Source organism: Streptomyces sp. NPDC001020 (genome assembly GCF_053599115.1).
In genome coordinates this window covers 206,878-230,378 of record NZ_JBSFLQ010000004.1, presented here as the reverse complement: position 1 = coordinate 230,378, position 23,501 = coordinate 206,878, and the positions used below count along the sequence as shown (strand labels likewise).

Annotated in this window: 24 protein-coding genes and 1 pseudogene; 15 read left to right on the top strand and 10 right to left on the bottom strand. The window is 67.5% G+C overall.

The features are described from left to right. Nucleotides 1-1,281: a nucleotide sugar dehydrogenase gene (locus ACWDEX_RS05370; protein WP_450461855.1), complete on the top strand. Its 1,281-nt coding sequence runs from the start codon at nt 1-3 to the stop codon at nt 1,279-1,281. A 167-nt stretch (nt 1,282-1,448) separates the two neighbouring features. Here ACWDEX_RS05370 and ACWDEX_RS05365 read toward each other — a convergent pair whose 3' ends face one another. Then, a complete protein-coding gene (locus ACWDEX_RS05365; RefSeq protein ID WP_450461854.1) occupies nt 1,449-2,033 on the bottom strand; it encodes a helix-turn-helix domain-containing protein in 585 nt (194 codons plus the stop codon). Between the two features lie 561 nt (nt 2,034-2,594). Beyond that, a complete protein-coding gene (locus ACWDEX_RS05360; RefSeq protein WP_450461853.1) occupies nt 2,595-3,797 on the bottom strand; it encodes a helix-turn-helix domain-containing protein in 1,203 nt (400 codons plus the stop codon). A 229-nt stretch (nt 3,798-4,026) separates the two neighbouring features. Between ACWDEX_RS05360 and ACWDEX_RS05355 the strand changes: the two genes are divergently transcribed. After that, nucleotides 4,027-4,692 (top strand): YdcF family protein, encoded by a 666-nt coding sequence (locus ACWDEX_RS05355; RefSeq protein WP_450461852.1) that lies wholly within the window; start codon nt 4,027-4,029, stop codon nt 4,690-4,692. Between the two features lie 32 nt (nt 4,693-4,724). On the opposite strand, the gene ACWDEX_RS05350 is transcribed toward ACWDEX_RS05355, so the two are convergent. The 3 genes from ACWDEX_RS05350 to ACWDEX_RS05340 all read right to left on the bottom strand — a co-directional run bounded on the left by ACWDEX_RS05350 (nt 4,725) and on the right by ACWDEX_RS05340 (nt 7,534). Further along, nucleotides 4,725-5,594 (bottom strand): phosphotransferase, encoded by an 870-nt coding sequence (locus tag ACWDEX_RS05350; protein WP_450461851.1) that lies wholly within the window; start codon nt 5,592-5,594, stop codon nt 4,725-4,727. A 2-nt stretch (nt 5,595-5,596) separates the two neighbouring features. Then, nucleotides 5,597-6,844, bottom strand: a complete 1,248-nt coding sequence (locus ACWDEX_RS05345; RefSeq protein ID WP_450461850.1) for a helix-turn-helix domain-containing protein — start codon at nt 6,842-6,844, stop codon at nt 5,597-5,599. Nucleotides 6,845-7,234: 390 nt separating this feature from the next. After that, the gene (locus ACWDEX_RS05340; RefSeq protein ID WP_450461849.1) at nt 7,235-7,534 is read right to left on the bottom strand and encodes an HAD hydrolase-like protein; all 300 of its coding nucleotides are present in this window, start codon (nt 7,532-7,534) and stop codon (nt 7,235-7,237) included. 299 nt (nt 7,535-7,833) lie between these two features. Between ACWDEX_RS05340 and ACWDEX_RS05335 the strand changes: the two genes are divergently transcribed. The 4 genes from ACWDEX_RS05335 to ACWDEX_RS05320 all read left to right on the top strand — a co-directional run bounded on the left by ACWDEX_RS05335 (nt 7,834) and on the right by ACWDEX_RS05320 (nt 12,410). Beyond that, on the top strand, nt 7,834-8,838 hold the full coding sequence (locus tag ACWDEX_RS05335) for a hypothetical protein (RefSeq protein WP_450461848.1): 1,005 nt from the start codon (nt 7,834-7,836) through the stop codon (nt 8,836-8,838). 75 nt (nt 8,839-8,913) lie between these two features. Continuing rightward, nucleotides 8,914-10,443 (top strand): amino acid permease, encoded by a 1,530-nt coding sequence (locus ACWDEX_RS05330; protein WP_450461847.1) that lies wholly within the window; start codon nt 8,914-8,916, stop codon nt 10,441-10,443. Next, nucleotides 10,443-11,882 (top strand): glutamine synthetase family protein, encoded by a 1,440-nt coding sequence (locus ACWDEX_RS05325; RefSeq protein WP_450461846.1) that lies wholly within the window; start codon nt 10,443-10,445, stop codon nt 11,880-11,882. Before ACWDEX_RS05330 ends, ACWDEX_RS05325 begins: the two co-directional genes overlap by 1 nt. A 30-nt stretch (nt 11,883-11,912) precedes the next feature. Next, nucleotides 11,913-12,410, top strand: coding sequence for a LuxR C-terminal-related transcriptional regulator (locus ACWDEX_RS05320; protein ID WP_450461845.1), 498 nt, complete (start codon nt 11,913-11,915; stop codon nt 12,408-12,410). A gap of 118 nt (nt 12,411-12,528) precedes the next feature. Here ACWDEX_RS05320 and ACWDEX_RS05315 read toward each other — a convergent pair whose 3' ends face one another. The 4 genes from ACWDEX_RS05315 to ACWDEX_RS05300 all read right to left on the bottom strand — a co-directional run bounded on the left by ACWDEX_RS05315 (nt 12,529) and on the right by ACWDEX_RS05300 (nt 15,579). Next, complete coding sequence (locus ACWDEX_RS05315; RefSeq protein ID WP_450461844.1) at nt 12,529-13,107, bottom strand: phosphatase PAP2 family protein; 579 nt, start codon at nt 13,105-13,107, stop codon at nt 12,529-12,531. Continuing rightward, entirely contained in the window at nt 13,104-14,297 is a 1,194-nt protein-coding gene (locus tag ACWDEX_RS05310; RefSeq protein WP_450461843.1) for an MAB_1171c family putative transporter, read from the bottom strand. Before ACWDEX_RS05310 ends, ACWDEX_RS05315 begins: the two co-directional genes overlap by 4 nt. A 12-nt stretch (nt 14,298-14,309) precedes the next feature. Beyond that, on the bottom strand, nt 14,310-14,972 hold the full coding sequence (locus ACWDEX_RS05305) for a hypothetical protein (RefSeq protein ID WP_450461842.1): 663 nt from the start codon (nt 14,970-14,972) through the stop codon (nt 14,310-14,312). A 166-nt stretch (nt 14,973-15,138) separates the two neighbouring features. After that, the gene (locus ACWDEX_RS05300) at nt 15,139-15,579 is read right to left on the bottom strand and encodes a helix-turn-helix domain-containing protein (protein ID WP_450461841.1); all 441 of its coding nucleotides are present in this window, start codon (nt 15,577-15,579) and stop codon (nt 15,139-15,141) included. Nucleotides 15,580-15,966: 387 nt separating this feature from the next. On the opposite strand from ACWDEX_RS05300, the gene ACWDEX_RS05295 reads away from it, so the two are divergent. The 9 genes from ACWDEX_RS05295 (at nt 15,967) to ACWDEX_RS05255 (ending at nt 22,699) form a co-directional block, all read left to right on the top strand. Next, nucleotides 15,967-16,326 carry a hypothetical protein gene (locus tag ACWDEX_RS05295; RefSeq protein WP_450461840.1) on the top strand — a complete coding sequence of 120 codons (360 nt, stop codon included), beginning with the start codon at nt 15,967-15,969 and terminating at the stop codon, nt 16,324-16,326. A gap of 2 nt (nt 16,327-16,328) precedes the next feature. Beyond that, nucleotides 16,329-17,267: a hypothetical protein gene (locus ACWDEX_RS05290; RefSeq protein WP_450461839.1), complete on the top strand. Its 939-nt coding sequence runs from the start codon at nt 16,329-16,331 to the stop codon at nt 17,265-17,267. After that, nucleotides 17,267-17,980 carry an ATP-binding protein gene (locus tag ACWDEX_RS05285; RefSeq protein WP_450461838.1) on the top strand — a complete coding sequence of 238 codons (714 nt, stop codon included), beginning with the start codon at nt 17,267-17,269 and terminating at the stop codon, nt 17,978-17,980. Before ACWDEX_RS05290 ends, ACWDEX_RS05285 begins: the two co-directional genes overlap by 1 nt. 99 nt (nt 17,981-18,079) lie before the next feature. Further along, on the top strand, nt 18,080-18,664 hold the full coding sequence (locus ACWDEX_RS05280; RefSeq protein WP_450461837.1) for a WhiB family transcriptional regulator: 585 nt from the start codon (nt 18,080-18,082) through the stop codon (nt 18,662-18,664). Further along, nucleotides 18,661-19,701 carry a DUF2637 domain-containing protein gene (locus ACWDEX_RS05275; RefSeq protein WP_450461836.1) on the top strand — a complete coding sequence of 347 codons (1,041 nt, stop codon included), beginning with the start codon at nt 18,661-18,663 and terminating at the stop codon, nt 19,699-19,701. The genes ACWDEX_RS05280 and ACWDEX_RS05275 overlap by 4 nt, the downstream gene beginning before the upstream one ends. Nucleotides 19,702-19,804: 103 nt before the next feature. Continuing rightward, on the top strand, nt 19,805-20,029 hold the full coding sequence (locus tag ACWDEX_RS05270) for a hypothetical protein (protein WP_450461835.1): 225 nt from the start codon (nt 19,805-19,807) through the stop codon (nt 20,027-20,029). Nucleotides 20,030-20,298: 269 nt separating this feature from the next. Then, on the top strand, nt 20,299-20,643 hold the full coding sequence (locus tag ACWDEX_RS05265) for a plasmid mobilization protein (protein WP_450461834.1): 345 nt from the start codon (nt 20,299-20,301) through the stop codon (nt 20,641-20,643). A gap of 4 nt (nt 20,644-20,647) precedes the next feature. Continuing rightward, complete coding sequence (locus tag ACWDEX_RS05260; protein WP_450461833.1) at nt 20,648-22,396, top strand: relaxase/mobilization nuclease domain-containing protein; 1,749 nt, start codon at nt 20,648-20,650, stop codon at nt 22,394-22,396. Nucleotides 22,397-22,570: 174 nt separating this feature from the next. After that, nucleotides 22,571-22,699, top strand: a complete 129-nt coding sequence (locus ACWDEX_RS05255; RefSeq protein ID WP_450461831.1) for a hypothetical protein — start codon at nt 22,571-22,573, stop codon at nt 22,697-22,699. A 243-nt stretch (nt 22,700-22,942) separates the two neighbouring features. Here ACWDEX_RS05255 and ACWDEX_RS05250 read toward each other — a convergent pair. Continuing rightward, nucleotides 22,943-23,416 (bottom strand): annotated as a pseudogene (locus tag ACWDEX_RS05250) (hypothetical protein); the annotation flags it as partial. Nucleotides 23,417-23,501 lie beyond the last annotated feature (85 nt).

The window sequence follows — 23,501 nt, the reverse complement described above, 5'->3', positions numbered from 1 at the left end:
GTGGTTGACGCAAGCTCACGACGCCGCCGCACGGTCATACTCGGCCAGGGCTATGTGGGCCTTCCGCTGGCCATCCGGGCAGCACAGGTCGGCCACCGTGTCATCGGGTTCGACACCGACGCCGGACGCGTGAAACGGCTGAAGGCAGCAGAGCCGCTGGGTCCTGATGTGACAGCCGCCCAGATCTCGGCCGTCCTGACGAACGCCGACTACACACCGACCACGTGCTCAGGCGACCTGGCCGGGTTCGACGTCGCGGTCATCGCGGTGCCGACCCCGCTGCGCGATGGCGCACCGGATCTCTCCGCAGTCCTGGACGCCGGCCGGATACTCGCCCCACACATGCGCCCCGGCTGCGTCATCATCCTCGAATCCACCACCTATCCCGGGACCACCGAGGACGTCCTGCAGCCCCTGTTGGAATCCGCGTCCGGGCTTGCAGGGGGCGCGGACTTCCACCTGGGCTACAGCCCGGAGCGCATCGATCCCGGGAACCGGACATGGACTCTCCAGAACACCCCCAAGATCGTCTCCGGGATCGACGCATCCTCCCTGGCAGCCATAAGCGACTTCTACCGTGGCTTGGTCGACACCGTCGTCGAAGTCGCCACCGTCCGCGACGCTGAACTGGCGAAGGTCCTGGAAAACACGTTCCGCCAGGTCAACATCGCTCTTGTAAACGAACTTGCCACCCACACCAGGCAACTCGGCACGGACATCTGGGCGGCACTGGACGCAGCCGCCACCAAACCCTTCGGCTTCATGCGCTTCACGCCGGGCCCCGGTGTGGGCGGACACTGCCTGCCGATCGACCCCACCTACCTGTCCTGGCAGGTCCGGCGCCGGACAGGCGGCGCCTTGCGCCTCGTCGAACTGGCCGATGAGATCAACACCTCGATGCCGGCCCACGTCGTGCAACGCCTTACCGAGGCGCTCAACCGCCGTGGTCTGCCGGTCATGGGCTCCCACATCCTCCTCCTCGGCCTCGCCTACAAGGCCAACACCGGCGACACCCGGCACTCGCCGGCCTTCACCATCGCGCGGCTCCTGATCGCCCAGGGCGCGCAGATCCAGGTCGTCGACCCCCATGTTGAGGAACCCTTCGATCTTGATACCCACGCTCACCACGCACATCTCACCGAGACCAACGTGGCTGCGGCTGACGCCGTGGTCCTGCTGACCGATCACGATGCCTTCGACCTCCGGCTCGTCGAGCGGCACGCGGCCTACGTCCTAGACTGTCGGGCCCGCCTGAGCGGCGTGAACGTCGAGCGCCTTTGACCCGCTACCGCCCGCGCTCCCCACGAGAACAAGCCATGGTCCAGAGTCAGCCCCGGCAACTCCAGCTCCCTCGATCAGTTCCAGCACTACAACCGGACGGTCGTCAAGCTTCTGCTACGTGAACAGCGCCCTTCCGATGCCGCTGGAGTGGCCTGTCGGGCCGGGCGTCACGCCGGCAATCCCTCATTCATCCCCGTGGGTGATGGGCCGCACGGTCGGCCTTCCGCTGTCGGCGATTGCAGCATCGGGCCGGTGAGTTCCGCCGGAGTATTGAGTCCCGCAAGTAGTTCGACGATCTTGTCGATGTTGGTGAGTCTTCGTACCCCTGACTCCAGCATGGACAGGAAGGCTTGACTCAGACCCGTGAGCTCCGCCATATCACTCTGGCGGAGCGAGCTTCCGATTCGCACAAGGTGGCACACTCGTCCGAAGTCACGGGCCCAGAGAGCTTCCCGGACGTCTAATCGCTTCCAGACCTCTGGCTCCACCTGGGGCGGTCGTGACGGGGTAGCTGGTACGTGTCGCGAACAAGCGCTGCAGTACGGTTCATTGTTGTATCGGCTCAGAGGGCGTCGACACCATCGACACTGGCGTCCATGCCGCTCAGCGGTGTCCGCCTCGGACGAGGGCGAGGTGCTGCCTTCCTGGATCCCGCTCTCAACCCGCGTTGCGCCTGGGCGTGTCGGGATCCTGCGGGTACCCTCGTCAACTGCTAAGGCGAGCGGAAAGCGATTGAGGGCATCAGGCGACATCGGGGGCACCGGTCTGTGACGGGAAGTCGAACTCTGCCCATGCCGACGTAACAAGCCCGCAGGAGTCGTTCATCTTCCACCGATCGGCCAGTGCGTCTACGAGCCGTAGCCGGGGATCTCGGCGCGGCTCCAGGCTACTTGCCATCGACTGGCGAGATTCGTGGACTGTGTCGGACACCTCGATACGCAGGCCATTTCGGAGTCGCAGATACCGAGTCTCGATCTCCGCGCTCGGCCGCACATCACCGTGGCGTACCGCGTCGGTCAAGAGCTCTGAGAGAACGAGGACAGCTGGGTCCTCGATACCTGAGAGTCCCCAACCGTCCAGCGTCTTACGGAGTTCACGACGCGCAAGGCCGACACAGCGAGGGTGGCGACTCCAGCGCAGCACCACCACACTGCTCTTCTCGGGACCGACGCCATCATCCGGCCGGTAGGTCACAGGCACTTCGCTGCCTCCCCGTACAAGCGGCTTGGTCGCGAAGACCGTAGAAGCCGACAGGGAGGTGGACCCGGAGGAATTTTCCGGGTCTGCCAACGAACATCTCTACAGAACAGGCTCTATCTGATGGCGCCGAGCCGCATGGCCAGGTCCTGGACGTCCTGACGGCGGGATCGCTTGTGGAGCCGACGCGCCAGGTCCCGAGCGAACTCGTGTGCCCTGATCTGCTCGGGAGCTGTTCGGTAGGCGCGCTTGAGGTGGTCTATCGCTTCGTCTGTCCGCCCTGCCTCGGCATAGGCACGGGCCACATCCAGTCGGGCCCGTCCCCGTCGCTCTACCGGCAACCCTGCCGCTCTGGCTCTCGGCGCAATGTCCACGGCCAGTTGGACGTCCTCGAACTCCAGGGCGAGCGCCAGCCGGTGGATTTCCACGTTGCCGGGACCGAAGGAGGTCCACATTGCGTTGGAGTCGCCGCCGAGCAGGTGTGCTGCTTCTTGGGCCTTACCCATCATGTGATCTGCCAGTGCCCGGTTCCGCATTCGGGCTGCTGCGACAGCTCCGTTGAGGAACAGGGTTCCGTACAGGGAGAGGGAAGCCGGCGTGGAGCGCCACCAACCGGGTTCGAGGTCGTCTGCCGCGTCAAGGGTGACGTTCACTGCCTCAGCCGGCATGCCGGCGCCGAGTTGAACATGCGCGATGCCGCGGCGCAGAGCGAGCACCGTGGCGGGGTCGCCGGACTCCGAGGCTGCCAGATCGCCTTGGTCCACAGCGGTCCAGGCCAGGTTGGTCTCACCTAACTTTCGCAGAAGTACTGCTGTCACGTGGCAGGCCAGTGCGAATAACCTGAGCGCTTCTACGTGTTCGGCGCCGGCTGCGTGCTCCTGTGTTGCCAGCCGGGCATCCGCGAGTAGCCCGGGCAGGCACTCTCCAAGGCGTGCGAACTGGCAGTTCTGATAGAGCTGCCAAGCTTCGTCGACTGCGAAGGAGAGACGTTCGAGGCGCACGGTTTCACGGCCGTCGTACAGCGAGCCCGCCAGCCGCCGTGACTGCATGAGTGCGGTACGAATCGCCGGGATGCTGGCCGCGTGACGACCGCGGTCGTCCAAGAGTGTCGGGGTGCCCTGAAGGTCTTCAACATGCACTCGCAGGGCATGTGCCAGGTCTGCGAGCATCTTCACGTTGTTCACCGGTATGCGTTCGGACTCGACCCGGTACACCCAGTCCTCGGAGCGTCCCAGAAGTTCGCCGAGCTGCAGCTGGCTCAGGCCCCGGCGTTTCCGATAGAACCGGACCCGCTTGCCGAACGGAAGATGGTCGGTCATTCCCCGCATTGACGCGCTCCCCTCTGCCTGCTCGATCGAGTTTCACACGGCGTGAGCGCCCGTGACAGGAGAATCATCGACTGGGGGCGCGTCTGACCTGGAACGTAGGCTGACCCCCTCGGAGGGGTGCTCGTCGCGGGCCGGGTTCCGAGTGACGCGGGGGAGGAAAGGTCTTGTACGTTTTCCATGGCGGGGAGCTGTCCTCGGCGAACATGGAGGGCGAGAGCAAGTGATCTCAGCGCAGGCATGGGCGGATGCTCGGCGACTGTGGGACTTCCAGCAGATGGGCCACGAGCTGCGCCCTTGCTCCGTGGCGATCGGACTCGGCAGCCACGACCTGGGAGTGGCCGACACAACTGCGGACCTCTATCACCGTGGCATGGCGCCGCTCATCGTCTTCACCGGAGCAACCAGCCGTACGACGCGTGAACGGATGCCCCGCGGCGAGGCGGAACACTATCGGGACCGTGCGGTGGCACTCGGGGTTCCTGAGAGCGCCATCATTGTCGAGCCGAAGGCCCGGAACACGGGCCAGAACATCCGCTTCTCCCGTGCTCAACTCGAAGAACAGCGTGTTCCCGTCTCGTCGGTCCTGCTGGTCAGCAAGCCGTACGAGGAGCGACGGGCCTATGCGACGGCGCGAAAGCTCTGGCCGGATGTCGAGTGGGTGAGCGCCTCCACATCCATGACGCTCTCCGAGTACGTCGATTCGATCCAGGATGCCCGTCTGGTCATCGACATGCTGGTCGGGGCCCAGCAGCGGCTCATGGTGTACCCGCAGCAAGGGTTCATGATCGAGCAGGAGATTCCCGAGGACGTGGTGGCGTCTTTCGAACGGTTGCGTAGCGAAGGTTTTACGAGCCGACTCGTACCGGAAGAGGCGGAACGGGCCTGAGCTTCGGTCCACCCCGTCCGTTCTGAGCTCTTTCAGGCGGCGCCCCATTGAGCTTGGGCATCCATGTTTCTGAGCGTCTCGATACGGTATGACAACTGCTGGGCGGCAGCAGTATCTCCTTGGTCCGCACGCCGAATGAAGGACCCGAGTGTGTGAAGGTCTCGGATGTCACAGAGAACCGAGAGGCCAGACCACTGCCGGATGTCGTAGTCGTACCGTTTGCTGAAATTGTCCAGTTGTCCGACGGTTCGCCCGAAGCGGACTCCTTGGAATGTATTAGCCAAGTCGATCTCTCGCGGGCCGAATGCTGCCTCGTCCCAGTCTCCGAGCCTGACGTCCTCGCCGTCCCAGAGCGTGTTGCCCGGATATGCGTCGCCATGGATGTGCCCGTGCCCCAAGGGAAATTCCAGCTGTTCGTAAGCGTGGAGAAGTTTCTGTCTGCACTCCATAAGCCACGCCCGTTGGTTGGGTGTCAGATAGGTGCTGGCTTCCAAGGTGGGCTTGAGCGAGGCAAGCGGTTGGTACTGCGGCAGTGACACCGGCGGGGACGGTAGGGAATGCAGAGCTCTCAGCAGATCACCCAACCGTCCGGGTGGTGGCGCCCCGAGGTCAGGTTGCGGGTAGTGCCGCCAGAACGTGGCGACATATGGCTCGTATGCCACTGGCTGGTGCACATCCACAGGCTCTGTCGCTGGGAAGTGGTTCGCGACGAGCCAGCGCGTAAGGGAAACGGCGGTCGCGAGGCGCTGCTGCCGCGAGGAGGGACTGACACGCACCACAACGCCTTCCGTGGCAAGCAGGAACACGGACGTGGCGTGGTGGTGAAGCGGGACGAGGGAGCGGTCTGTCAGACCTGAGGCCTGGCAGGCCTTACGGGCGGCGGACTCGGGGGAGACCGTCATTGTCATGAGGTGAGGGCCTTCGCTCTCGTGTCGATCACCTGGTAGCCGCGAGTGGCGTTGGCGAGCTCGCGAGCAACCGGGCTCCGGGCGAACCGTGGTTCTTCAAGAAGCCTAGCGACTCCCTGCACGGCGTCGCCGAGCTGTCGGATGCGGCGGTCGACCGGCAGCTCCAGGATGGGTTGGAGTTGCTCGCCAGCTCCCTCGATCTCGCCGGCGGCGATGCGCGCTGTGACGATGTCGAGGCGTGCCAGGGCTTCGTCGCCGTACGATCGCTGCTCTTTGGGGCCCTTCTCGTACAGATCGATCGCGGCGGCGGCGTGCTGCTCGGCCCTATTGTGCTCGCCGAGAAGAGCGTATGCTCCGCCGATGTAGTACTCCTGCTTGGCTTCCGGAAAGGTGAGCAACCCTCCGAATCCGGTGAGGCCGTTGGGGGCTGTCTGCTGCTCGCGGGCATGCTCGAGTTCCTTGAGCGCTGCCAGTGCCGTGTTTCGGTCTCCGACACGTGCCGCCGCCCTGGCCGCGATCGCCGCGGTCCTGACCCGGGTCTCGCCGACGGGGGCGAAACGGATCGCCTGTTGCGTGTACTCGATGGCTGTGTGCCGGTGGGTTGACCACTCTGCGATCAGTGCGGCCGTGCCCTTGACCCACGCCCGGAGATCGTCGTGGTCGGCATGCTCGGCGAGGGTCCCGGCCGTCTGGAGTTGGGCGACGGCGGAGTCCGGGTCGCCGAGGTTCTGCGACGCGTGGGCGAGGAGCAGGCAGCTTGTGCCGGCGAGGAGGTACAGCTCGCGAGTTTGGCCCGGGGGTTGGTTGCCGCTCAGCAGCGAGAAGAGTTGGTCTCTCGTCGAAAGCAGGTCGTGGAAGAGCGGGTACAGCGGAGCGTGGACGTAGTCCGTCGCGATCCGGGTGATCGTGGACTCCAGCCCCTCAAGCTCGACGTCGCTCACGTTGCTCTTCGTGACCAATTCCGCGAACTGCAGCGACTGGGCTGCGGCTTGTGTCGCGAGCTCATAAAGGTCCGCTGCTTGCTCGCCGGTCGCGACCTGGAGATCGGCGGCAGGCCGTCCTGCGGGCGGCAACGGTAGTGGCGTGAGGACTGAGTGGTGCTCACGGAACGGTGGGGGGAGTAAGGCGTCGGGTGTTTCGATGCCGTTGAGGAACCTCGCTACCTTGTCGAGGTTCGTCAGCCGACGGTTTCCTGCTTCGAGCATAGACAGGAAACCCTGGCTGAGCCCCGTCATGTGGGCCATGTCGTCCTGGCGGAGCTTCGCCCGCTCGCGGATGAGACGGCTTGCCCGACCGAAGTCCCATGCAGCGATGGCGGATTTGACTTCCTGATGCTGCCAGACGGTGTCTGGAACGCGACGTTGAAGGCCTGCGTCGAGACGCCTGCCGCGTGCGCACGCGGAACACCGGTCCTCATCGTTGTACTGGCTTAAACGGCATCCGCAGTCAGCGCATACGCGAGCGTGCCTTGGCATCGCATCCCCGTTTCTCATCTGCGCCCGACAGCGTAGGGCGGGTACGAGAGTGCCGGTATCACTCATGTGATACGGGCAGTTGAGGCAGCTTGGAGAGCAGCCACCATCAGGCGCGGCCGAGGGTCGTCTTGGCGATCGCGTCCAGGAGCCGTGGGACGTCTACGAGGTCGTCGAGGACCACGTCGGCTCCGGCCGTGGAGAGTTCGGCGGCGGTGGGGTCTTGCCGGACGCGACTCCAATCACAGGAGCGCCTCCTTCAAGCCCAGTACGGACGTCTTCGAGGGAATCTCCGATGATGACCGTGTTGGAGCGGCTGAAGGTGAGGTTCCGTACTTCGCCTGGGTGCGCTTCTGTGCGATGGCGACGAGAGCGGGGCGGTGGTCGTCGTCCGAGGAATATCCGCCGATCTCCGTGTGAAGGAACCCGTCGAGGCTCTTTTCCTCCTCTGGCCGAGTGCATGTGGTTCCTGGCCTTTCCGGAGCCGGAATCACTTCAGTGATATCACCCTCGGAATGTGCGTAATCGCCTTTCGGTAAACAGTCTTGGGGATCAGCCAACGAGGCGGCGCCCGAGTCTCCTCCCTGCTCGATCGACGGTTCGCCCATCCATTTCACGGCCCTCCCCCCAACCTGCCTGAGGCCCCCGATGACATTCCCGTCCAGCTCGGAGAGCGCATCAACCTGCACATTCCATCTGCATCGGACGAGCTGTCCCGATCCGGTTCGCCGGCGGCGCACGATCCCCTCCGAAGGACTCTGATGCGTCTCGTCTACCACCCGGCCGGTCATGACGACGACCTCCGCGTGGCCTTGGTCGAGCTGCAGGCAGGGCGCTGGAAGGAGGCACGGGAGCTGCTGTGGAAGACGGGCACGCACTGGACACTGCGAACGGCCCGCACCCAGCTGCTGGCCGTGGCAGCTGCCCGGTCGGACGTCGTCGACGTGTGGCTTGCCGAGGAGCCCGACAGCTACGACGCGCAGGTGATGGCGGTGCGCGTCGCTGTCGAGAGGGCGCTGCGTGCTCACCGCCAAGGGCATTCGCAGACCCTGGAACTCGAGATGCGGGCGCGGCATGCGGCGCTGCTGGTGGCTCGTCGTGCGGCCCACGATCCCGTTCCGTGGGTGTGCCTTGTCGCTCTGGCTCAGGTCGACACCCGCCAGCTGCGGCAAGAGCACCGTATGAGGTCCGCTGAACCGATGCTGCCGAGTGGTCCGTGGGGGTTGCTTTACGAGGTCAACCAGCGTGATCCCTACAACCGCGAGGCCTACCACCGCGTGCTGCAGTTCCTGCTCGCTCTTGAGCGGCTGTCAGGAGCTTCCCTGGCAGCGGTCTTCGACTTCGGCCGGTCGGTGGCCTCGCAGCGACCCGTCGGATCGCCGCTGCTGCTTCTGCCGGCGTACGCACAGATCGAACAGCGACGACGGTCGCGCGTCGGTCCGCTGTGGCGGCTGCAGTGGGCGCAGGAGCCGATGGTCGACTACACGCTGACCGCCTTCCACGACTGGTTCCACAAGGTGCCCGTCGGGGAGCGTTCGGTGGCCGATCTGAACCTGCTCGCGTACGCGTTGTGGGCGGGCCACCGGTATCTGGAGGCCGCCGAGGTGTTCGAGGCGATGGGCCCGTACGCGGCTCGTGAGCCGTGGGCATCGGCGCACGATGGGGCCGCAGGGCCGGATTCCGGCGAGGCGCTGCTCCTTCGGGCGCGCGCTGAGTCCCTTTCGTACGCCAGTACCCGTAGTCCGCGTGCCGGGCTGCAGCCGTGATCGACATCCATCATCCGTAGCGGACTGGCACGAACGTTCAGTTCGCCTGCTTCTTCGAACATTGGAGGCTGACCCGTGACCCGCTTGAATTCGAACCGCCATGTGACGCCACGGAAGTCCGATGACGCGTACTTACGCGAGCTGGGCTACGAGCCCGTCCTCACCCGACGCATGGGGCCGTTCGGGAACTTCGCGATCTCCTTCAGCGTCATCAGCGTTCTGTCCGGCTGCATGACCCTGTACGGCTTCGGCCTGAACACCGGCGGTCCGTCGGTGATGCTGTGGGGCTGGGTGGTTGTCGGCGCCATGGTGATGTTCATCGGCGCCGCACTCGCCGAGGTGACCTCCGCCTATCCGACCTCCGGGGCCCTGTACTACCAGGCGGAGCAGCTCGGTGGGCGGAAGTGGGGTTGGTACACAGGCTGGTTGAACCTGCTGGGTCTGCTTGGTGCGATCGCCGGCATCGACTACGGGGCCGCGCTGTTCACGGGCGCCCTGTTCAACCTGCAGTGGGGGTTCGAGCCGACACCGGGCAGGATCATGGTGATCTTCCTGTGCATTCTCGCCCTGCATCTGACTCTGAACCTGTTCGGGGTCCGGCTGGTCAGCATCCTCAACAGCATCAGCGTCTGGTGGCACCTCGGCGGTGTCACGGTGATTGTCGGTGCACTGGCGGTCGTGCCCTCCCACCACCGGTCTCCCGACTTCGTGTTCGGTGAGTTCGTCAACAACACCGGCTGGTCGAGCCCCCTCTACGTGGCGGTGTTGGGTCTGCTCCTGGCCCAGTACACGTTCTGCGGTTACGACGCTTCCGCCCACCTGTCCGAGGAGACGACCGACGCCCAGGTGTCGGCATCCCGCGGGATCATCCACGCGATCGGCTGGTCGTGGCTGGCCGGCTTCGTCCTGCTGGCAGGACTGACCTTCGCCATCCAGGACTACGCGGGCACCGTGGGCACCGCTACCGGGGTACCACCGGCGCAGATCTTCCTGGACGCCCTGGGCGGGGCGGGGGCGAAGGCACTGCTCCTGATGGTGATCATCGCCCAGCTGTGCTGTGGCAACGCCGAGACCGCCGCGGCCAGCCGGATGGTGTTCGCGTTCTCGCGTGACGGGGCGCTGCCGGGCTCGCACCTGTGGCGGCAGGTCGACCGCCGCACCGGCACCCCGCGTATGGCGGTGCTGCTCGCCGTGGTGTGCGCCGCCGTGCTGGCCCTTCCGAGCCTGTACAGCCCGGTCGCCTACGCGGCGATCACCAGCATCAACGTCATCGGCATCACCCCGGCCTACGCGATCCCGATCTACCTGCGAGTCAGGAACCGCCGCCGGTTCCGACCAGGCCCGTGGAACCTCGGCAACTGGGGCGTGACCGTGGGCATCATCGCGGTTTGCTGGGTGATGTTCGTGACGGTGCTGTTCTGTCTGCCGCAGACCCGCCCCGCCGGCGGCCTGGTGTCCGTGGAGACCTTCAACTACGCGCCGATCGCTCTGCTCGTCGTCCTCGCCCTGGCCTGGGGGTGGTGGCGGGCGAAGGGCAGCTCCTACGAAGTGCCGGCCCAGCACTTCGACCGCTCGGCGAGCACGTACGAAGACGAGGTCGTCTGATGACCAGAAACACGAGCGACACGAGCAGCAAGAGCACTGTGGCGCGCCTTGCTGCCGCGTCCCGACCCGAGCGGGGTGTGCGCTCCGAGAAGCCGCTTTCCCTGTCTGACTTTCGCAACCTGGTCAAAGCGGGTGCGATCGACACGGTGCTGCTCGCCATCCCGGACCTGCAGGGCAGGCTGAAGGGGAAGCGCTACGACGCGAACCACTTCCTCAAGCGCGTCGTGCATCACGGCGCCGAGGTGTGCGCTTACGTCCTTGCCACCGACGCCGACATGAGTCCGGCGGACGGCTTCGCCCTGACTTCGTGGGAGACCGGCTACCAGGACCTGTCCGTGCGACCGGACCTGTCGACCCTGCGTGTCGTGCCGTGGTTGCCGCGCACCGTCGTGGTGCTCGGCGACGCAGTCCATCATGACGGTGCGCCGATAGGCGTTGCACCTCGCCGGATCCTCCACCAGCAGTTGACCCGGCTGTCGCGCCACGGTCTGCACGCCAAGGTGGGAATGGAGACCGAGTTCGTTCTGTACAAGGGCACGTACACGGACGCGGAACAGGCTGCCTATCAGGGCCTGCTTCCGTTGACGACAGAGAACCTCGACTACGCGCTCGATCACGACCCCATGTCCGACCGGTTCCTGCGGCGCCTTCAGAGGGCCCTTTCCGGCGCGGGGATGCCCGTGGAAGCGATCAAGACCGAGGCCGGCCCCGGCCAGGTCGAAGTGACGTTCCCCTACGGGGACGCACTCGCCGCCTGCGACCAGCACCCTCTCTTCAAGCACGCCGTGCGCACCCTGGGACTGCACGCTCGCCTGGCACCCACGTTCATGGCAGCCCCGGAAACCGGCCGGGCCAACGGCCTGCACGTGCACGTGTCGCTGTGGTCGAAGACCGTCAGCCAACTCAACGCGCCCGGTAGCGAGCACGAACTGTCCCCGATCGGTCAGCATGCCATTGCGGGCCTGCTCGCCGGCCTGCCCGAGTTGGGGCCGTTCTACGCGCCCAACGTCAACTCCTACAAGCGCTTCACACACGGCTCGTTCGCGCCTACCACCTTCACCTGGGGCCGCGACAACCGCACCTGCGCGGTCCGCGTCGTCGGACGCGGCGAAGGGCTGCACTTGGAGATCCGCGTGCCGGGCGCGGACGTCAACCCGCACTTGGCGCTGTCGGCGGTACTCGCGGCCATCGACCACGGTCTTGAGCGGAAGCTCACCCTGGGACCCAAAGCGACCGGCAACGCCTACAACCTGGCTGCGACCCCCGTGCCACCCACCCTCGGCCACGCGCTGACCGCCTTCCAGAACAGCGCGCTCGCGCAGGAAGCCTTCGGCGTCGAGGCGGTCGAGCACTACGCCTGTCTCGCCCGGTTGGAACTCGCTCACGACGAGCGGACCGTCACCGACGCCGAGCGGCGACGGTGGCTGGCCCGTGCCTGACACGCCATCCTCCCAGAAAGGACGACAGCTGTGAGTGCCCGGCTGGCACGCATACCCGCGCTCCTTCCGCTGACTCCCGCACAGCTTCGGATCGTTCAGAAAGTCGCGGACGGTGAGAGCACCGACACGATCGCCGCCCAGCTGTCCATCACAACAGGCACGATCACTGCTCAGATCCAGCACTGCGGACAGAAGCTCGGCGTGAGGGGGCGGGCGGCAGTCGTCCACGCCTGCCTGGTCACCGGGCAACTTCCCCGTCCCGAGAGGACCGCTGCTCCGGAGACCTTCTCGGAAACGGAGACCGAGACATGGCGGATGGTCGCGATCGGCGCTACGTCACAGGAGTTCGCGGAGCGGGCCCGCATCAGCCGTGACAACGCCTTGAAACGGGTCAGGGCCTTGCGGGAGCGGGTTCAGGCCGAGAACGACCCGCACCTCGTGAAGCTCGGCTGGAGCCACGAAGTGCTCGACGAGGCCCTGACCGAGATGGCTTCCGGGACCGTCCTTCGCGTTCCCATCGCCAGATGACCACGGTGACCGTCGTATCGGCGCCGCCTGATAGGGGCGGATCCTGGCAAGAGGAAGGACGGAGTTCGTCGGCGGTTCAGCCGCCGGCGGTGGTAGCCAAAGCTGGCCAGGGGCTGCTTCAGCGCAAGAGGCTGAACACAACGGCTGCTGCCAGCCCGCCGAGCAGGGCGCCAACGACGGTCTGGGCGGGGGTGTGATCGCGCAGGGCGACGCGGGACCAGCCGATGGCTGCGATCGCCAACACCAGCGGCACCATGCGTGCGCCGTACGCGAGCAACAAGATCACGACTACTCCGCTGGCAACGGCAGTATGCACCGAGACCTTCCACCAGACAGTCACGATCATGGTCACGATGAGGCCGACGAGCATGGCGACGACCAGGGCGAAGACCTCACGAGGAGCGCGGAAGGCGACAAGAAGCGAGATGCCGACGAGTACCGATGCCGCCGTGGCGAGCAGAGGGACGGCTCGCTGCTCGCGGACTCGTATGTGCTTGTCGGTCCAGTTGCCGCGCTTCACGCCGAGCATGATGACGGCGAACGGGATACCGCCGCAGAACAGGGCTGCCAGCACGCCCCATCCGAGTCCCGTGACGCTGCTCGTGCTGTGCCAGCCGATGATCAGGAGTATTGCGATGACGAGGTTGGCCGGCGCGAGGGTATCGGTGATGAGGCGGGCTGTGCGGGACAGGGTCACTGTGTCGTCTCCAGCGTTTGGGCACGGTCGAGCTTGGCGGCGAAGGTGCGGGTGAGGTCGGAGCTGTAGGCCCTGGCGAGTTGTTTCAGCGCGTGGATCTCGCTGGGCAGATCCCGGCCGCCGCTGGCGGGTGGGAGAGGCTCGCCGGACGAGGGCTCGTTGCGCTGGCGGGACTTCTTGGCGCCGATGATCCAGCAGGCTTCTGCGGCGACGTCGGCCTGGGCGCCGATGAGGCCGGATGCCGCGACATGGGCATGAGCCTGGTCACGCAGGCTGGCGGAGGCATGGTCGCTCAGGACGAGTACAGCGTCCCGGATCTCTATTGTCCGGCGGTACAGCCGGTCGTGGACGTGGCGGGGGTGGAGTGTTTCGGAGGTTCTGCCCTGGGGCGGGTCGAGGCGGACGGCAGGTACGGCCTCCGTGAGGCTGAGCCAGAGTGGGTACAGCTGCAGCAGGTCGCGGAATTCGCGACTCCAGCGGTGCAGTCGTCCGAGGGCTGGCAGCGTGCTGCCACTCACGATGAAGACCAACGCGCTGAAGAGCAGAAGGCTGCTGATCGCCTCGCTCGTGCTGGTCGCAACGGGGCTGCGGCCCAGGAAGCGCAGGGTCACGGTGAGGAAACGATGTACGGCGTAGGCGATTCCGATGGTGGTGCCGATTCCCGTCAGGCGCAGGCCACGGCCGAGAAGGCCGGTGTCGGGCTGCCTGCCCCAGCGCCAGCACAGGCGAGAGGCACTGAACAACGCAGTCCCGAGGTATGCCGTGAAGAGCACTCCATAGACAGCGATGCGCCAGTCGGTGGCGTACTCGGTGAGCAGGTCGACAGCTTCGTGCGGCTGAGGAGTAGCGAAGAACAACCCCACGATGACGACTGCGGCGGCGACAGGGAAGACGACGTGCAGGCGGGATGTCTTGAGCCCTGCCGCCTTCTCCTCCGCCATTCTGTGTACAAAGGTCAGCACCGAGTGCGCAGCCACGATGCCACTCAGGTGTTTGCACAGTGCGCTGAGGTTGTTGACCCGGAGGCGGGCGTCCATGGGGGCGGCGACGATGTGCGGTCTGATCGTCATCGCGACAGCCAGGGCGAGGAAGGCGGTCCACAGGACTCTTTTGCCGGGATCGCGCCATGCGGCCGGCGCGCGCCACGCGGTGACCAGCCACAGCATGGCCGCGGGAAGTACGTTGATCATCGCACCGTGTTCTTACGAGTCGCTGAGCGCGTCATCCAGGCGCTGGAGGACACTACTGCCTGCGGTCTTGCTGTTGCGGGAGGAAGAGGCGGCGGCCTTGCCGGCGATCATGCCTGCGAACCGCTCGGCGTCCCGTTCGTCCTCGGTTCCGTAGCTGGCTCTGGTGAGGAAGCTGACGACGGTGGCGGGGTCGATGTCGGCGAACAGATCTCCGCTCCCCGGCCGGACGCCGTCGATGATCGATGTGTGACCCAGGACCATGTGACCGATCTCGTGCAGGACGATGTGGTCCCGGTGCATCGGACTGGTCGCTGCTTCGTGGAAGATGTGGTCCGCTTTCTCCGTCGCGATCCAGACGCCGCAGGGGGCGTCGGTGCCGGAGATCCCTGGGACGCTGTGCAGGTGCAGCGCGCGACCACGCTGTGCCGCGATCCGGTTGCAGAGGACCTGAACGTCGAACGGCTCTGGGATATCGATCGAAGCGAGCAGGTTCTCGAGGTCCGGGCGGCCGTTACGGCCGGTTCCAGGTTGCTCGCGCCGGCTACGCAAGGCCAACTCCGCTCTGCAGGTGTCGCTGTTGTGAGGCAACCGGAAGATCGCATTCCGGCCTCGCAAAGATACGACAAGCGTCACGGAGGTATTTGTCGGCCATGCGCCGGGATCGTCAATGATCAAGCGCTATGACTGATTCCGCGTCAATTGATCATGGCTCTATCAGGGGCATGTGAAGCCTCTTGACGGGGTGGTGTTGCTGTGGAGGTGCGAGGCCGACCCATAGGGGTTTGTGTGTCACGCCACAATCGCGGCCAGGTCGAAGTCGTGCCGACAGGGGGATTTCTACCTATGTGTCGGATTCCCCGCCGTCCTGGAGTCCTTCCAGGGTGCGGGCCCGCTCGATGAATCCCTTGATCGTCTGAAGGGTTTCCGTCGAGAGTCCTGAGGCTCTGAGGGCGACATCCCTTACTTGGTTGTCCCGCATGGAGGCGAGTAGTGACAACTCGGCGGCGATCCGCTCGGCGGACTCGTCGCTGAAGAAGTAGGCGGGGGAGACGCCGAAGAAGCCTGCGAGGGCTTCCAGGTGCTTCATGGTCGGGTTGTCCTTCTTGCCCGTCCGCAAGCTCCAGATGTAACTCGCCGAGATGGTGGGTCCCCCGGATCGCTCGATGCCTGATGCCACCTCTTCGTAGCTGTACGGGCCGCGGTTCTTCGGGTGGACCGTCGTGAAGAGATGGTCGAGCTTCTGCGCGAGGGTGCGCTGCTCGGCGGGCGCTCCTTCGCTCATGACGTCCTTCGTTGCTCGCTCGATCCGGTCGTATCGACTGGTGTGAACGATACACGGCCTGAGCGAGCTGAGCCGTTCTCATCAGTTGACGTGATCCATATTTGCTGGTCTAGTGTCGTCGCGTCGACATCAACTGGTGTGAATAAACGTGGCTGTGGCTTCCGAGGGCCAGGCCGAGGCGGAAGGGGGGAACGGGTGCGAACGCCGCCGCTCAGAGGGCCGTGAGGTCGCACGCGAGAAGCAAACGAAAACGGCGCCCAGAAGTAGCAGCTTCCAGGCGCCAGTCCCGCCACCCCTGAGGGGCGCGGATTCATAACCGGGGCGGGTCGACTGACCTTTTCGACGAGAACGGCCGACCCACTCCACCTACGAGTGAGGAATTCTCGCATGCCCGAGTCCCGGAACGGAAGGGCGCGTACCGCCCAGCCCGTCAAGGCCCTCGATCCTGCTACCGGCTCCCGCCAGCGTCGCCTGGCCACCCTCCTCGCGGACATGGTGCCCAGCGCCCGCACCATCCGCGTCTCGCAGCGCGAACCCGACCGGACCTGGCCCAGCCCGTACGCCCGCGCCTACAACGCGCAGGGGAGGGTTGTCGCCCTCAACCGGGCTCAGGGGCTGACGGCCGCACGCTGGGTGATGCGCGCCCACCCCTGGGCGAACTGGAGCGAGGCACACGACCTCGACCTCGCCACCGGTGTCCTGCGCCCCGCCGCCGAGACGCACGCGGTCGCGGACGGGAGGCGCTGACCGTGGCGAGGATCCGAACCTTCAAGCCCGAAACCTTCACCTCCGAGTCCCTGGCGCAGGTGAGCGTCTATGCGGAGCGGACCTTCTTCGGCCTGATCAGCCGGGCCGACGACCACGGCCGCGTCCGCGACCAGCCTGCCGCACTCTGCGGAGAGCTCTGGGCCGTGCGCGGCGGGCGCACGCCGGTCGACGTGGAGGACGACCTGATCCAGCTCGCTGACGCCAACCTGATCTGTCGCTACGAGGACGACGGAGGCAAGCGGTACCTGCACATCGTCACCTGGTACCAGCACCAGAAGATCAACCGCGCGAGCCGCAGCCGACTCCCCGAGTGCCCGAAGCACGGTGCAGCGACGCCGAAGGCGGTTGCGACGCAGGCTCACGGAGTCGTCCCGGAACCCTCAGTGAAGGCTCACGGAGGGTTCACTGAGGACGCACGAACTTCCCCCGCATCCTCCGTAGCGCACGAAACCGCAGGTCGCGAGGCATTCAGTGAGTCCTCAGTGAACCCTCGCGGAGGGGGCACTGAACCCTCCGTGAGCCCTCACGTCCTGGATCTTGGACCTAGGAACCTGGATCAAGGAACTTCCCCTTCGGGGGGCGCAAGCGCCCCCGCGCCGGAGACCACCCCGGCCCAGCAGCTCATTGCCGAGTACGCCGCCGCCTGCGCACACCGCCCACCCAGCGGCATCCTCGGTCACCTTGGCCGCGAGACGGCCAGGCTCCTCGCGGAGGGCATCGAGCCCGGCCACATCCGCGCCGGTCTGGCTCTCCACCGCGCCAAGGGCCTGCATCCCAGCACCCTGCCGAGCCTCGTCCACGAGGCGATGAACGCCACCCGCGCTGGTTTGGGCCGGCCGGAATCCCGGCCTAACGTGCCTGCCCACCGGGCCTGGGCCAACCCGGCCGACCCTGCCGCCGCCTACGCCGAGGAGCTGTGATGCGCGACTACGACGCCCAGCCCGTCGGTGGCATCGCCCGTCGCCTGGCCCAGATCCTCACCTCCCGGGGCATCGACCCGAACACCAGGCTCACGGACCCTGTCGAGCCCATCCCCGCCCTCCAGGCGGCACAGGCCCGCATCCCGGCCCGCTACCGAGGCGCTGTCGCCGACCATCCGGCCGTCGCCGCCTGGGTCCGCGAGGTCGCCCAGGGCGGACGCCCCGGGCCCGAGGGCGCCCCGGGACTCGCCGAGGGACGCTCGCTGCTGATCGTCGGCACCACCGGGACCGGCAAGACCTACCAGGCGTACGGAGCGGTCCGCTCGCTCCTGATCGCCGGGGTCCGGCTGCGCTGGAAGGCGGTCACGGCCGCCGACCTGTACGCGGAGCTGCGCCCCCGCCCCGGGCACGACGGCGAACGCGAGCTGATGGACCTGGCCCGCTGCCCGCTGCTGATCATCGACGACCTCGGTGCCGCGAAGAGCAGCGAGTGGACCGAGGAGATCACGATGCGGCTCATCAACCGCCGCTACAACGCGATGCTCCCGACCCTGATCACCACCAACCTCGGCATGGCCGACCTGCGGGCCCATATCGGCGACCGCGTCGCCTCGCGGCTCACCGAGATGACCGACCGGGTCATCCTCGACGGCCTCGACCGCAGACGCGCCCTCGCGGCCGAGCGACACGCTCTCGCCGCCGCCCGTGTCTGACCCTGCCCCACGGGCGGCCGACACAGCCCGCCTCCTTCCCGCACCAACCCCCTGGTCGCTCCTGCCCGAACGCGCCCCGGGGGATACGGAGACATCCCCATGCACCGCACCAAGACCCCGCAGCCCCGCATCCTCGGCGACCACACCTGGCGCGACCGAGCCGCCTGCGGCTCGACGCCCCATCACAAGGTCGACCCCGAACTCTTCTTCCCCGAGCCCGACGAGGTCGACCGCATCCGCGCGGCCAAGGCCCTGTGCACCCAGTGCCCCGTCCGCAGGGTCTGCCTCGACGCCGCCCTCGAGAACGGCGACAGCGCCGGTATCCGGGGCGGGATGACCGAAGAGGAGCGTGAGCCCCTGCACAAGAAGTTGGAGCACCGTCTCGACTACGGCCGCGTCAACGAGGTCCTGGCCGGACGCGACATCCACCTCACCAAGGCCGAGCGCCGCGCCGTCGCCCGCGCGGCCTACCAGGCCGAGCTGCCCGCCTCACGGCTCGCCTGGCTGTTGAAGATCAGCGAGGAGCATGCCGGGAAGCTCTACCGGCGAACCCGTCGCGAGATCCGCAATCGGGCCGTCGAACAGCAGGAGAAGGCCGAGAAGACGTCAAGGAGCCGACCCCGCAAGCTGAAGAACCCCACGGCCAAGCTCCCGGGCCGCGACGACCTCGGGAAGGCGGCGTGAGCCATGTCGCGCCGATACCGGCGCGGATCAACGGCTGGGACCGGGCCGCGGTCGTCGCCCTCGGCGGCGCGGGATGCGCCCTGTCGTACGACGCCCTGCAGCAGATGGCCACCGCAATCCACGTCCGAGGACTCCTGACCTTCGTCTTCCCCCTGGTCATCGACGGATTCATCGCCTACGGGGTGCGAGCCCTCCTGGTCCTGCGCACAGCCCCGCTGGCCGCTCGCTGCTACGTGTGGACGCTGTTCGGTACTGCGACCGCCGCCAGCATCTGGGCCAACGCCCTGCACGCCGTACGCCTCAACCAGCAGCAGCACGACGGTGCGGGCCTCCGGCTCGGCGACCTCACCGTCGGCGTCCTGTCCACCCTGGCTCCGCTCGCCCTGGCCGGAGCCGTCCACCTGTACATCCTGATCGCCCGCCGGGCCACCGAGGCCAGCCCGTCCGGACACCCGGAGAGCGTCCGGACGGACCGGGTCACCGGTGACCGTCCGGACACCTACCCGACAAGGGGCGGACACGGACCAGCCCCGGTCACCTCCGGACACCACGCCGAGTTGCCCAGCCCGGACACCGGCCGCCCCGCGGTCACCAAGGGGCCGGACACCCCGGCGACCCACACCTCGGACACCCTGTCCGGACAGCAGGAGAAGCTGGTCGAGCCGGAGCCCGAGCACGGTGGCCGCGACGCTGACCAGGGCGGACACCCCGCCCCCAGACCCCGCCCGGTCACCCGCCCCGAACTGGCCAAGCGTCCGGACATCACTTCGGTCGCGGCCCGGGAGACCAGTCCCACCGCCCGTCCGGACACCGGCGCCCGCAAGCCGGCCCCGGTCACCGACGAGCAGCTTCTCGTGATCGCCCGCCAGGCGGTCACCGAGGCCGGCGACCTGACCCGGAAGGTCGTCGCCGACTCCATCCGCGGTCACGGACACGGCCTCGGCAATGACCGGCTGACCGTCCTGATGCAGCACCTCCGCAAGGAGGCGGAACAAGCTCCGGACACCCCGGACACCCCGGACACCCAGACCGGCTGACCGGACAGCCTGCCCGGTGGGCGCCCTGGCCCGGACACCCGGACCGGTGCGCCCGCCGAGCACACGCCCCCGCCCACCCCGCACACGCACCGGAGCCGTCACCATGCGCACCACCTCGGCCACCCGAGCCGAAGCCGACGCCTGGATCACCGTGCTCAGCCGGTACGGACACCTCCATCAAGCCGACCCCGGCCCCGACGGAGCCTGGACCGTCCAGCGAACAGCCACGAGCACACCCCGCACCCTCCACCACCCCGTCCTCGCCCTCGACTTCGTCGCCGAAGTCCTGCGCGACGTACGCCGCGACATCCCCGGACTGCCCCGATGACGCTCCCCGATCCGCTCGGCACACCCCCTGACCCGAGCGAAGGCCACTGCCCGGCGCGAGGCCGAGCAAGCTGTAGCTTCCGAAACTCCTCCGCAGCCACGGGCCGCGGAGGAGTTTCGGAAGCGCATGCCCCCACCCCCGAGGGGGCGGGGGAGGCCCGGTACCAGTGGGCGCCGGACTCCGGGGCCGCGACCGAGGGCGGATCGCAGCCGGGGGGAGAAGAAGCCGCGCATTCCGCGCCGCGTACGCGCTCACGCCTGCGCCAGAGCGTGCACCGCGACCAAGTCCGCAGCGTCCGCCTGACCCGCGACGAACTCGACATCGTCAAGCGCGCCGCCGAAGCCGTCGGTCTGAAGACCGCCGGGTTCCTCGCCGACGCCGCGGTCGCGGTCGCCCAAGGCGGTCCCCGGGCACTGCTGTTGGACCAGCGTGGACGCGTCGAGGAGCTGATGTCCGCCAGCGCCCAGCTCGCCCGCGTCGGCAACAACCTCAACCAGGTGGCCCGCGTCCTCAACTCCGGCGGCCGGGCCGAGTACGCCAACGACGCCGTCGCCCGCGTCCTGCGTGCCGCAGCCAGGGTCGAGGCCGCAGCCATCGAGATGGCGAGGCGCTGACACCGTGGTCCCGGACATCTCCACCGGCAGCCGCACGTACGGACTCCTCGCCTACCTCTACGGACCAGGCCGCCGGGACGAACACACCGACCCGCACCTCGTCACCGCCTGGACGCCGGAACTCGCACCCGACCCAGGTCGCGACCCGACCGCCACCCTCAAGCAGCTCGCCGACCGGCTCGACCTCCCCGTCCTCGCCCTCCCGAAGGACCGCCGCCCGGCCCAGCACGTCTGGCACTGCCCTGTCCGCACCGCCCCGGGTGACCGGCACCTCACCGACGCCGAATGGGCCGAGGTCGCCCGCCGCATCGTCCACGCCACCGGCATCGCCGAGGAAGGCGACGACAAGGCGTGCCGCTGGATCGCCGTACGCCACGCCGACGACCACATCCACATCGTCGCCACGCTCAAGCGCGAGGACGGACGAAGCCCCCGCCGCCACCAGGACGGCATGCGCGCCCAGGCCGAATGCCGCAAGATCGAAAAGGAGTGGGGCCTGCAGATCCTCAACGAGGGCGACGGCACCGCCGCCCAACGCCCCACCAGCGCCGAACGCGCCAAGGCGGAGCGCACCGGCCGTGCCGAGCCGCCCCGCGAAACGCTGCGTGAACACGTCCGCCAGGCGCTGGCCGGCGCCGACGACGAGGACGAGTTCTTCCGCCGCCTCGTCGAAGCCGGCCTACGCCTCGAAAAGCGCCTCGCCCCGTCCGGCGATGTCCTCGGCTACAAGGTCGCCCTGCCGGGCGACCGCAACCGTGACGGCGAGCCCATCTGGTTCCCCGGCTCCCGGCTCGCCCCCGACCTCTCCCTCCCCAGGATCCGTCAACGCCTCGCGGCCGGACAGCCCGAGGACGAGCCGACGTCTGCCGCAGGCCCAGCCCAACGGGCAGCTCGCCCGGCCAGTGCGCGCCGCGACGCCACGCGTGTCGCCGAGGAGGCCGTCACCGTACTTGCCGGGGACGACGACGCAGCAGGTGCCGCGCAACTCGTCGGCGTCGGCGAACTCCTCGACGCCGTCGCCCAGACCGCCCCAGCCTCCACACGCAGGGAACTCGCCCAGGCCGCCCGTGCCTTCGAACGCGCCACCCGCTCCCACATCCTCGCCGAGCACACCGACCACCGCGCCCTCCGCTCCGCCGCACGCGGCATCGTCCGAGCCGGCAACGCCCTCGGCAAAGGCGAGGACGGCGGCACCACGGCGATGCTCCTGTCCACCATGGTCCTCGTCACGATCGCCACCATCCACTGGCACTCCGCCCGCGGTCACGCCCAGCAGGCCGCCGCCGCTCGACAAGCCACACAACACCTGCGCGCCGCCTACCAGTCCGCAGCCACCACACCCATGAAGGCGATGCGCGAGCAGGGACGCCAACTCCCCGCCCCCGTACGCGACCGCTACGCACACACTGTGGAAGCCGCACTGCCTGGGCAGGCCGACCACATCCTGCGCGAGCCAGGCTGGGATGCGCTCGCCGCCACCCTCGCCCAAGCCGAACGGGGGGGACACGACCCGGGCGCCTTGCTCCAGCAGGCGATCGGGTGGCGCGAGTTGGAGACCGCTGACAGCGTCACGGACGTACTCGTCTGGCGCCTGCGGCGTATCGGGAAACTGCCGGCCACAGCAGACCTGCCCCGCACGCGAGTGCACCGGCGGACACCTGCTCCGCAGTCCCGGCCCCCGAAGCCGCACGCAGCCGAGTCCGCGGTTCGCACCGACACGAACAGCTCCCGCAGGCCGGGCCCACGTCGCTGACCAGCACCTCAAAGGGCTGGACGCCCACGGCTGGCGCTGTTACGGCTGGTGAACAATAGGACAAGGAGACGACGTCAATGCGCACCGAAGACCTGCGGCCCCTGAGAAGCGTGCTGCCGGAGACGGCAGCCGACGACCCCTTGCTGAGGCTGCAGAAGGAGACGCGGCTCGGCGATGGCATCATCCGTCTCCGCGCCACCACCCACCCTGGCCGGGCGCCGGCCGTTGCCGTCCAGCCAGGTCGGCCAAGGCAGCAGCGACGCGATGGCCTACCACTCCGCGTCCGTCATGTCCGTGCTGTAGCGGCACGGACGGACAGGTCGGTCGGCGCCGTGGCCGAACTGGCACGCCGCGTAGGAACAGCCGAGCAGAGACACACGGGGCGGCGTGGTGGCGTACAACGGCATGACAGGACCTCTTGGAGCAGCGGCCGGCTTTGACACCGCTGTTGTTACCAAGAGGTCCTGCTGGTCCGGACGACTCGACCGCTTCCGCTCCGCAGCCTCGACGCTCAGTTCATGGACAGGAACTGAGCGCGGCTCGGCGGTCGTTGGCGTAGTAGCCGATGGTGCTGTCCGGCAGGGCGGTCGTACGGCCGAACGCATCGTAGGTGTAACCGGAGTTCACCAGCCGGTCGGCGCTGTCGTACGTGGAGTTGGCGGTGGTGCCTCCGTTGGTGGGGCAGTCGGTGCCGGGCGCTCCTGTCGCCGTGGTCAGGGACTTGCGGTTGGTGCGCGCGTCGAAGGCGTAGCTGCGGCGCGTGCAGACCGTCTCGTTGGTGTCCTCGACCGTGGTGAGGCGGCCCGTGACGTCGTAGCCGTAAGCCTGGTCGGACCAGCCGGCATGGCTGGTGACCTGGCCGTGGATGGACTCGGTCACCGTGTCCGAGTAGACGATGGTGCCGTCGTTGTCACGGGTGTACGTACGGTCGACGGCGGAACCCGAGGGGTCGTTGGTCTGCTTGACGGTGTAGCCGCCGGGTCTCGCCGACGCGGCCTGCAGGCCCCACGCCACGTAGCTCATCTGAGCACGTGGCGTGGGCCCTGCGATTGTCACCCTCTGGGGTTCTTCCGGTTCCTGATTCTCGTGCCGACGTAGGCTCCGC

Excerpts from the sequence above, each read along its gene's own strand:
- ACWDEX_RS05365 (WP_450461854.1), bottom strand. The coding sequence starts at position 2,033 with ATGTCGCCTGATGCCCTCAATCGCTTTCCGCTCGCCTTAGCAGTTGAC.
- ACWDEX_RS05360 (WP_450461853.1), bottom strand. The coding sequence starts at position 3,797 with ATGACCGACCATCTTCCGTTCGGCAAGCGGGTCCGGTTCTATCGGAAA.
- ACWDEX_RS05350 (WP_450461851.1), bottom strand. The coding sequence starts at position 5,594 with ATGACGGTCTCCCCCGAGTCCGCCGCCCGTAAGGCCTGCCAGGCCTCA.
- ACWDEX_RS05345 (WP_450461850.1), bottom strand. The coding sequence starts at position 6,844 with ATGGCCCACATGACGGGGCTCAGCCAGGGTTTCCTGTCTATGCTCGAA.
- ACWDEX_RS05340 (WP_450461849.1), bottom strand. The coding sequence starts at position 7,534 with ATGCACTCGGCCAGAGGAGGAAAAGAGCCTCGACGGGTTCCTTCACAC.
- ACWDEX_RS05335 (WP_450461848.1), top strand. The coding sequence starts at position 7,834 with ATGCGTCTCGTCTACCACCCGGCCGGTCATGACGACGACCTCCGCGTG.
- ACWDEX_RS05325 (WP_450461846.1), top strand. The coding sequence starts at position 10,443 with ATGACCAGAAACACGAGCGACACGAGCAGCAAGAGCACTGTGGCGCGC.
- ACWDEX_RS05310 (WP_450461843.1), bottom strand. The coding sequence starts at position 14,297 with ATGATCAACGTACTTCCCGCGGCCATGCTGTGGCTGGTCACCGCGTGG.
- ACWDEX_RS05300 (WP_450461841.1), bottom strand. The coding sequence starts at position 15,579 with ATGAGCGAAGGAGCGCCCGCCGAGCAGCGCACCCTCGCGCAGAAGCTC.
- ACWDEX_RS05295 (WP_450461840.1), top strand. The coding sequence starts at position 15,967 with ATGCCCGAGTCCCGGAACGGAAGGGCGCGTACCGCCCAGCCCGTCAAG.
- ACWDEX_RS05285 (WP_450461838.1), top strand. The coding sequence starts at position 17,267 with ATGCGCGACTACGACGCCCAGCCCGTCGGTGGCATCGCCCGTCGCCTG.
- ACWDEX_RS05280 (WP_450461837.1), top strand. The coding sequence starts at position 18,080 with ATGCACCGCACCAAGACCCCGCAGCCCCGCATCCTCGGCGACCACACC.
- ACWDEX_RS05270 (WP_450461835.1), top strand. The coding sequence starts at position 19,805 with ATGCGCACCACCTCGGCCACCCGAGCCGAAGCCGACGCCTGGATCACC.
- ACWDEX_RS05255 (WP_450461831.1), top strand. The coding sequence starts at position 22,571 with ATGGCATCATCCGTCTCCGCGCCACCACCCACCCTGGCCGGGCGCCGG.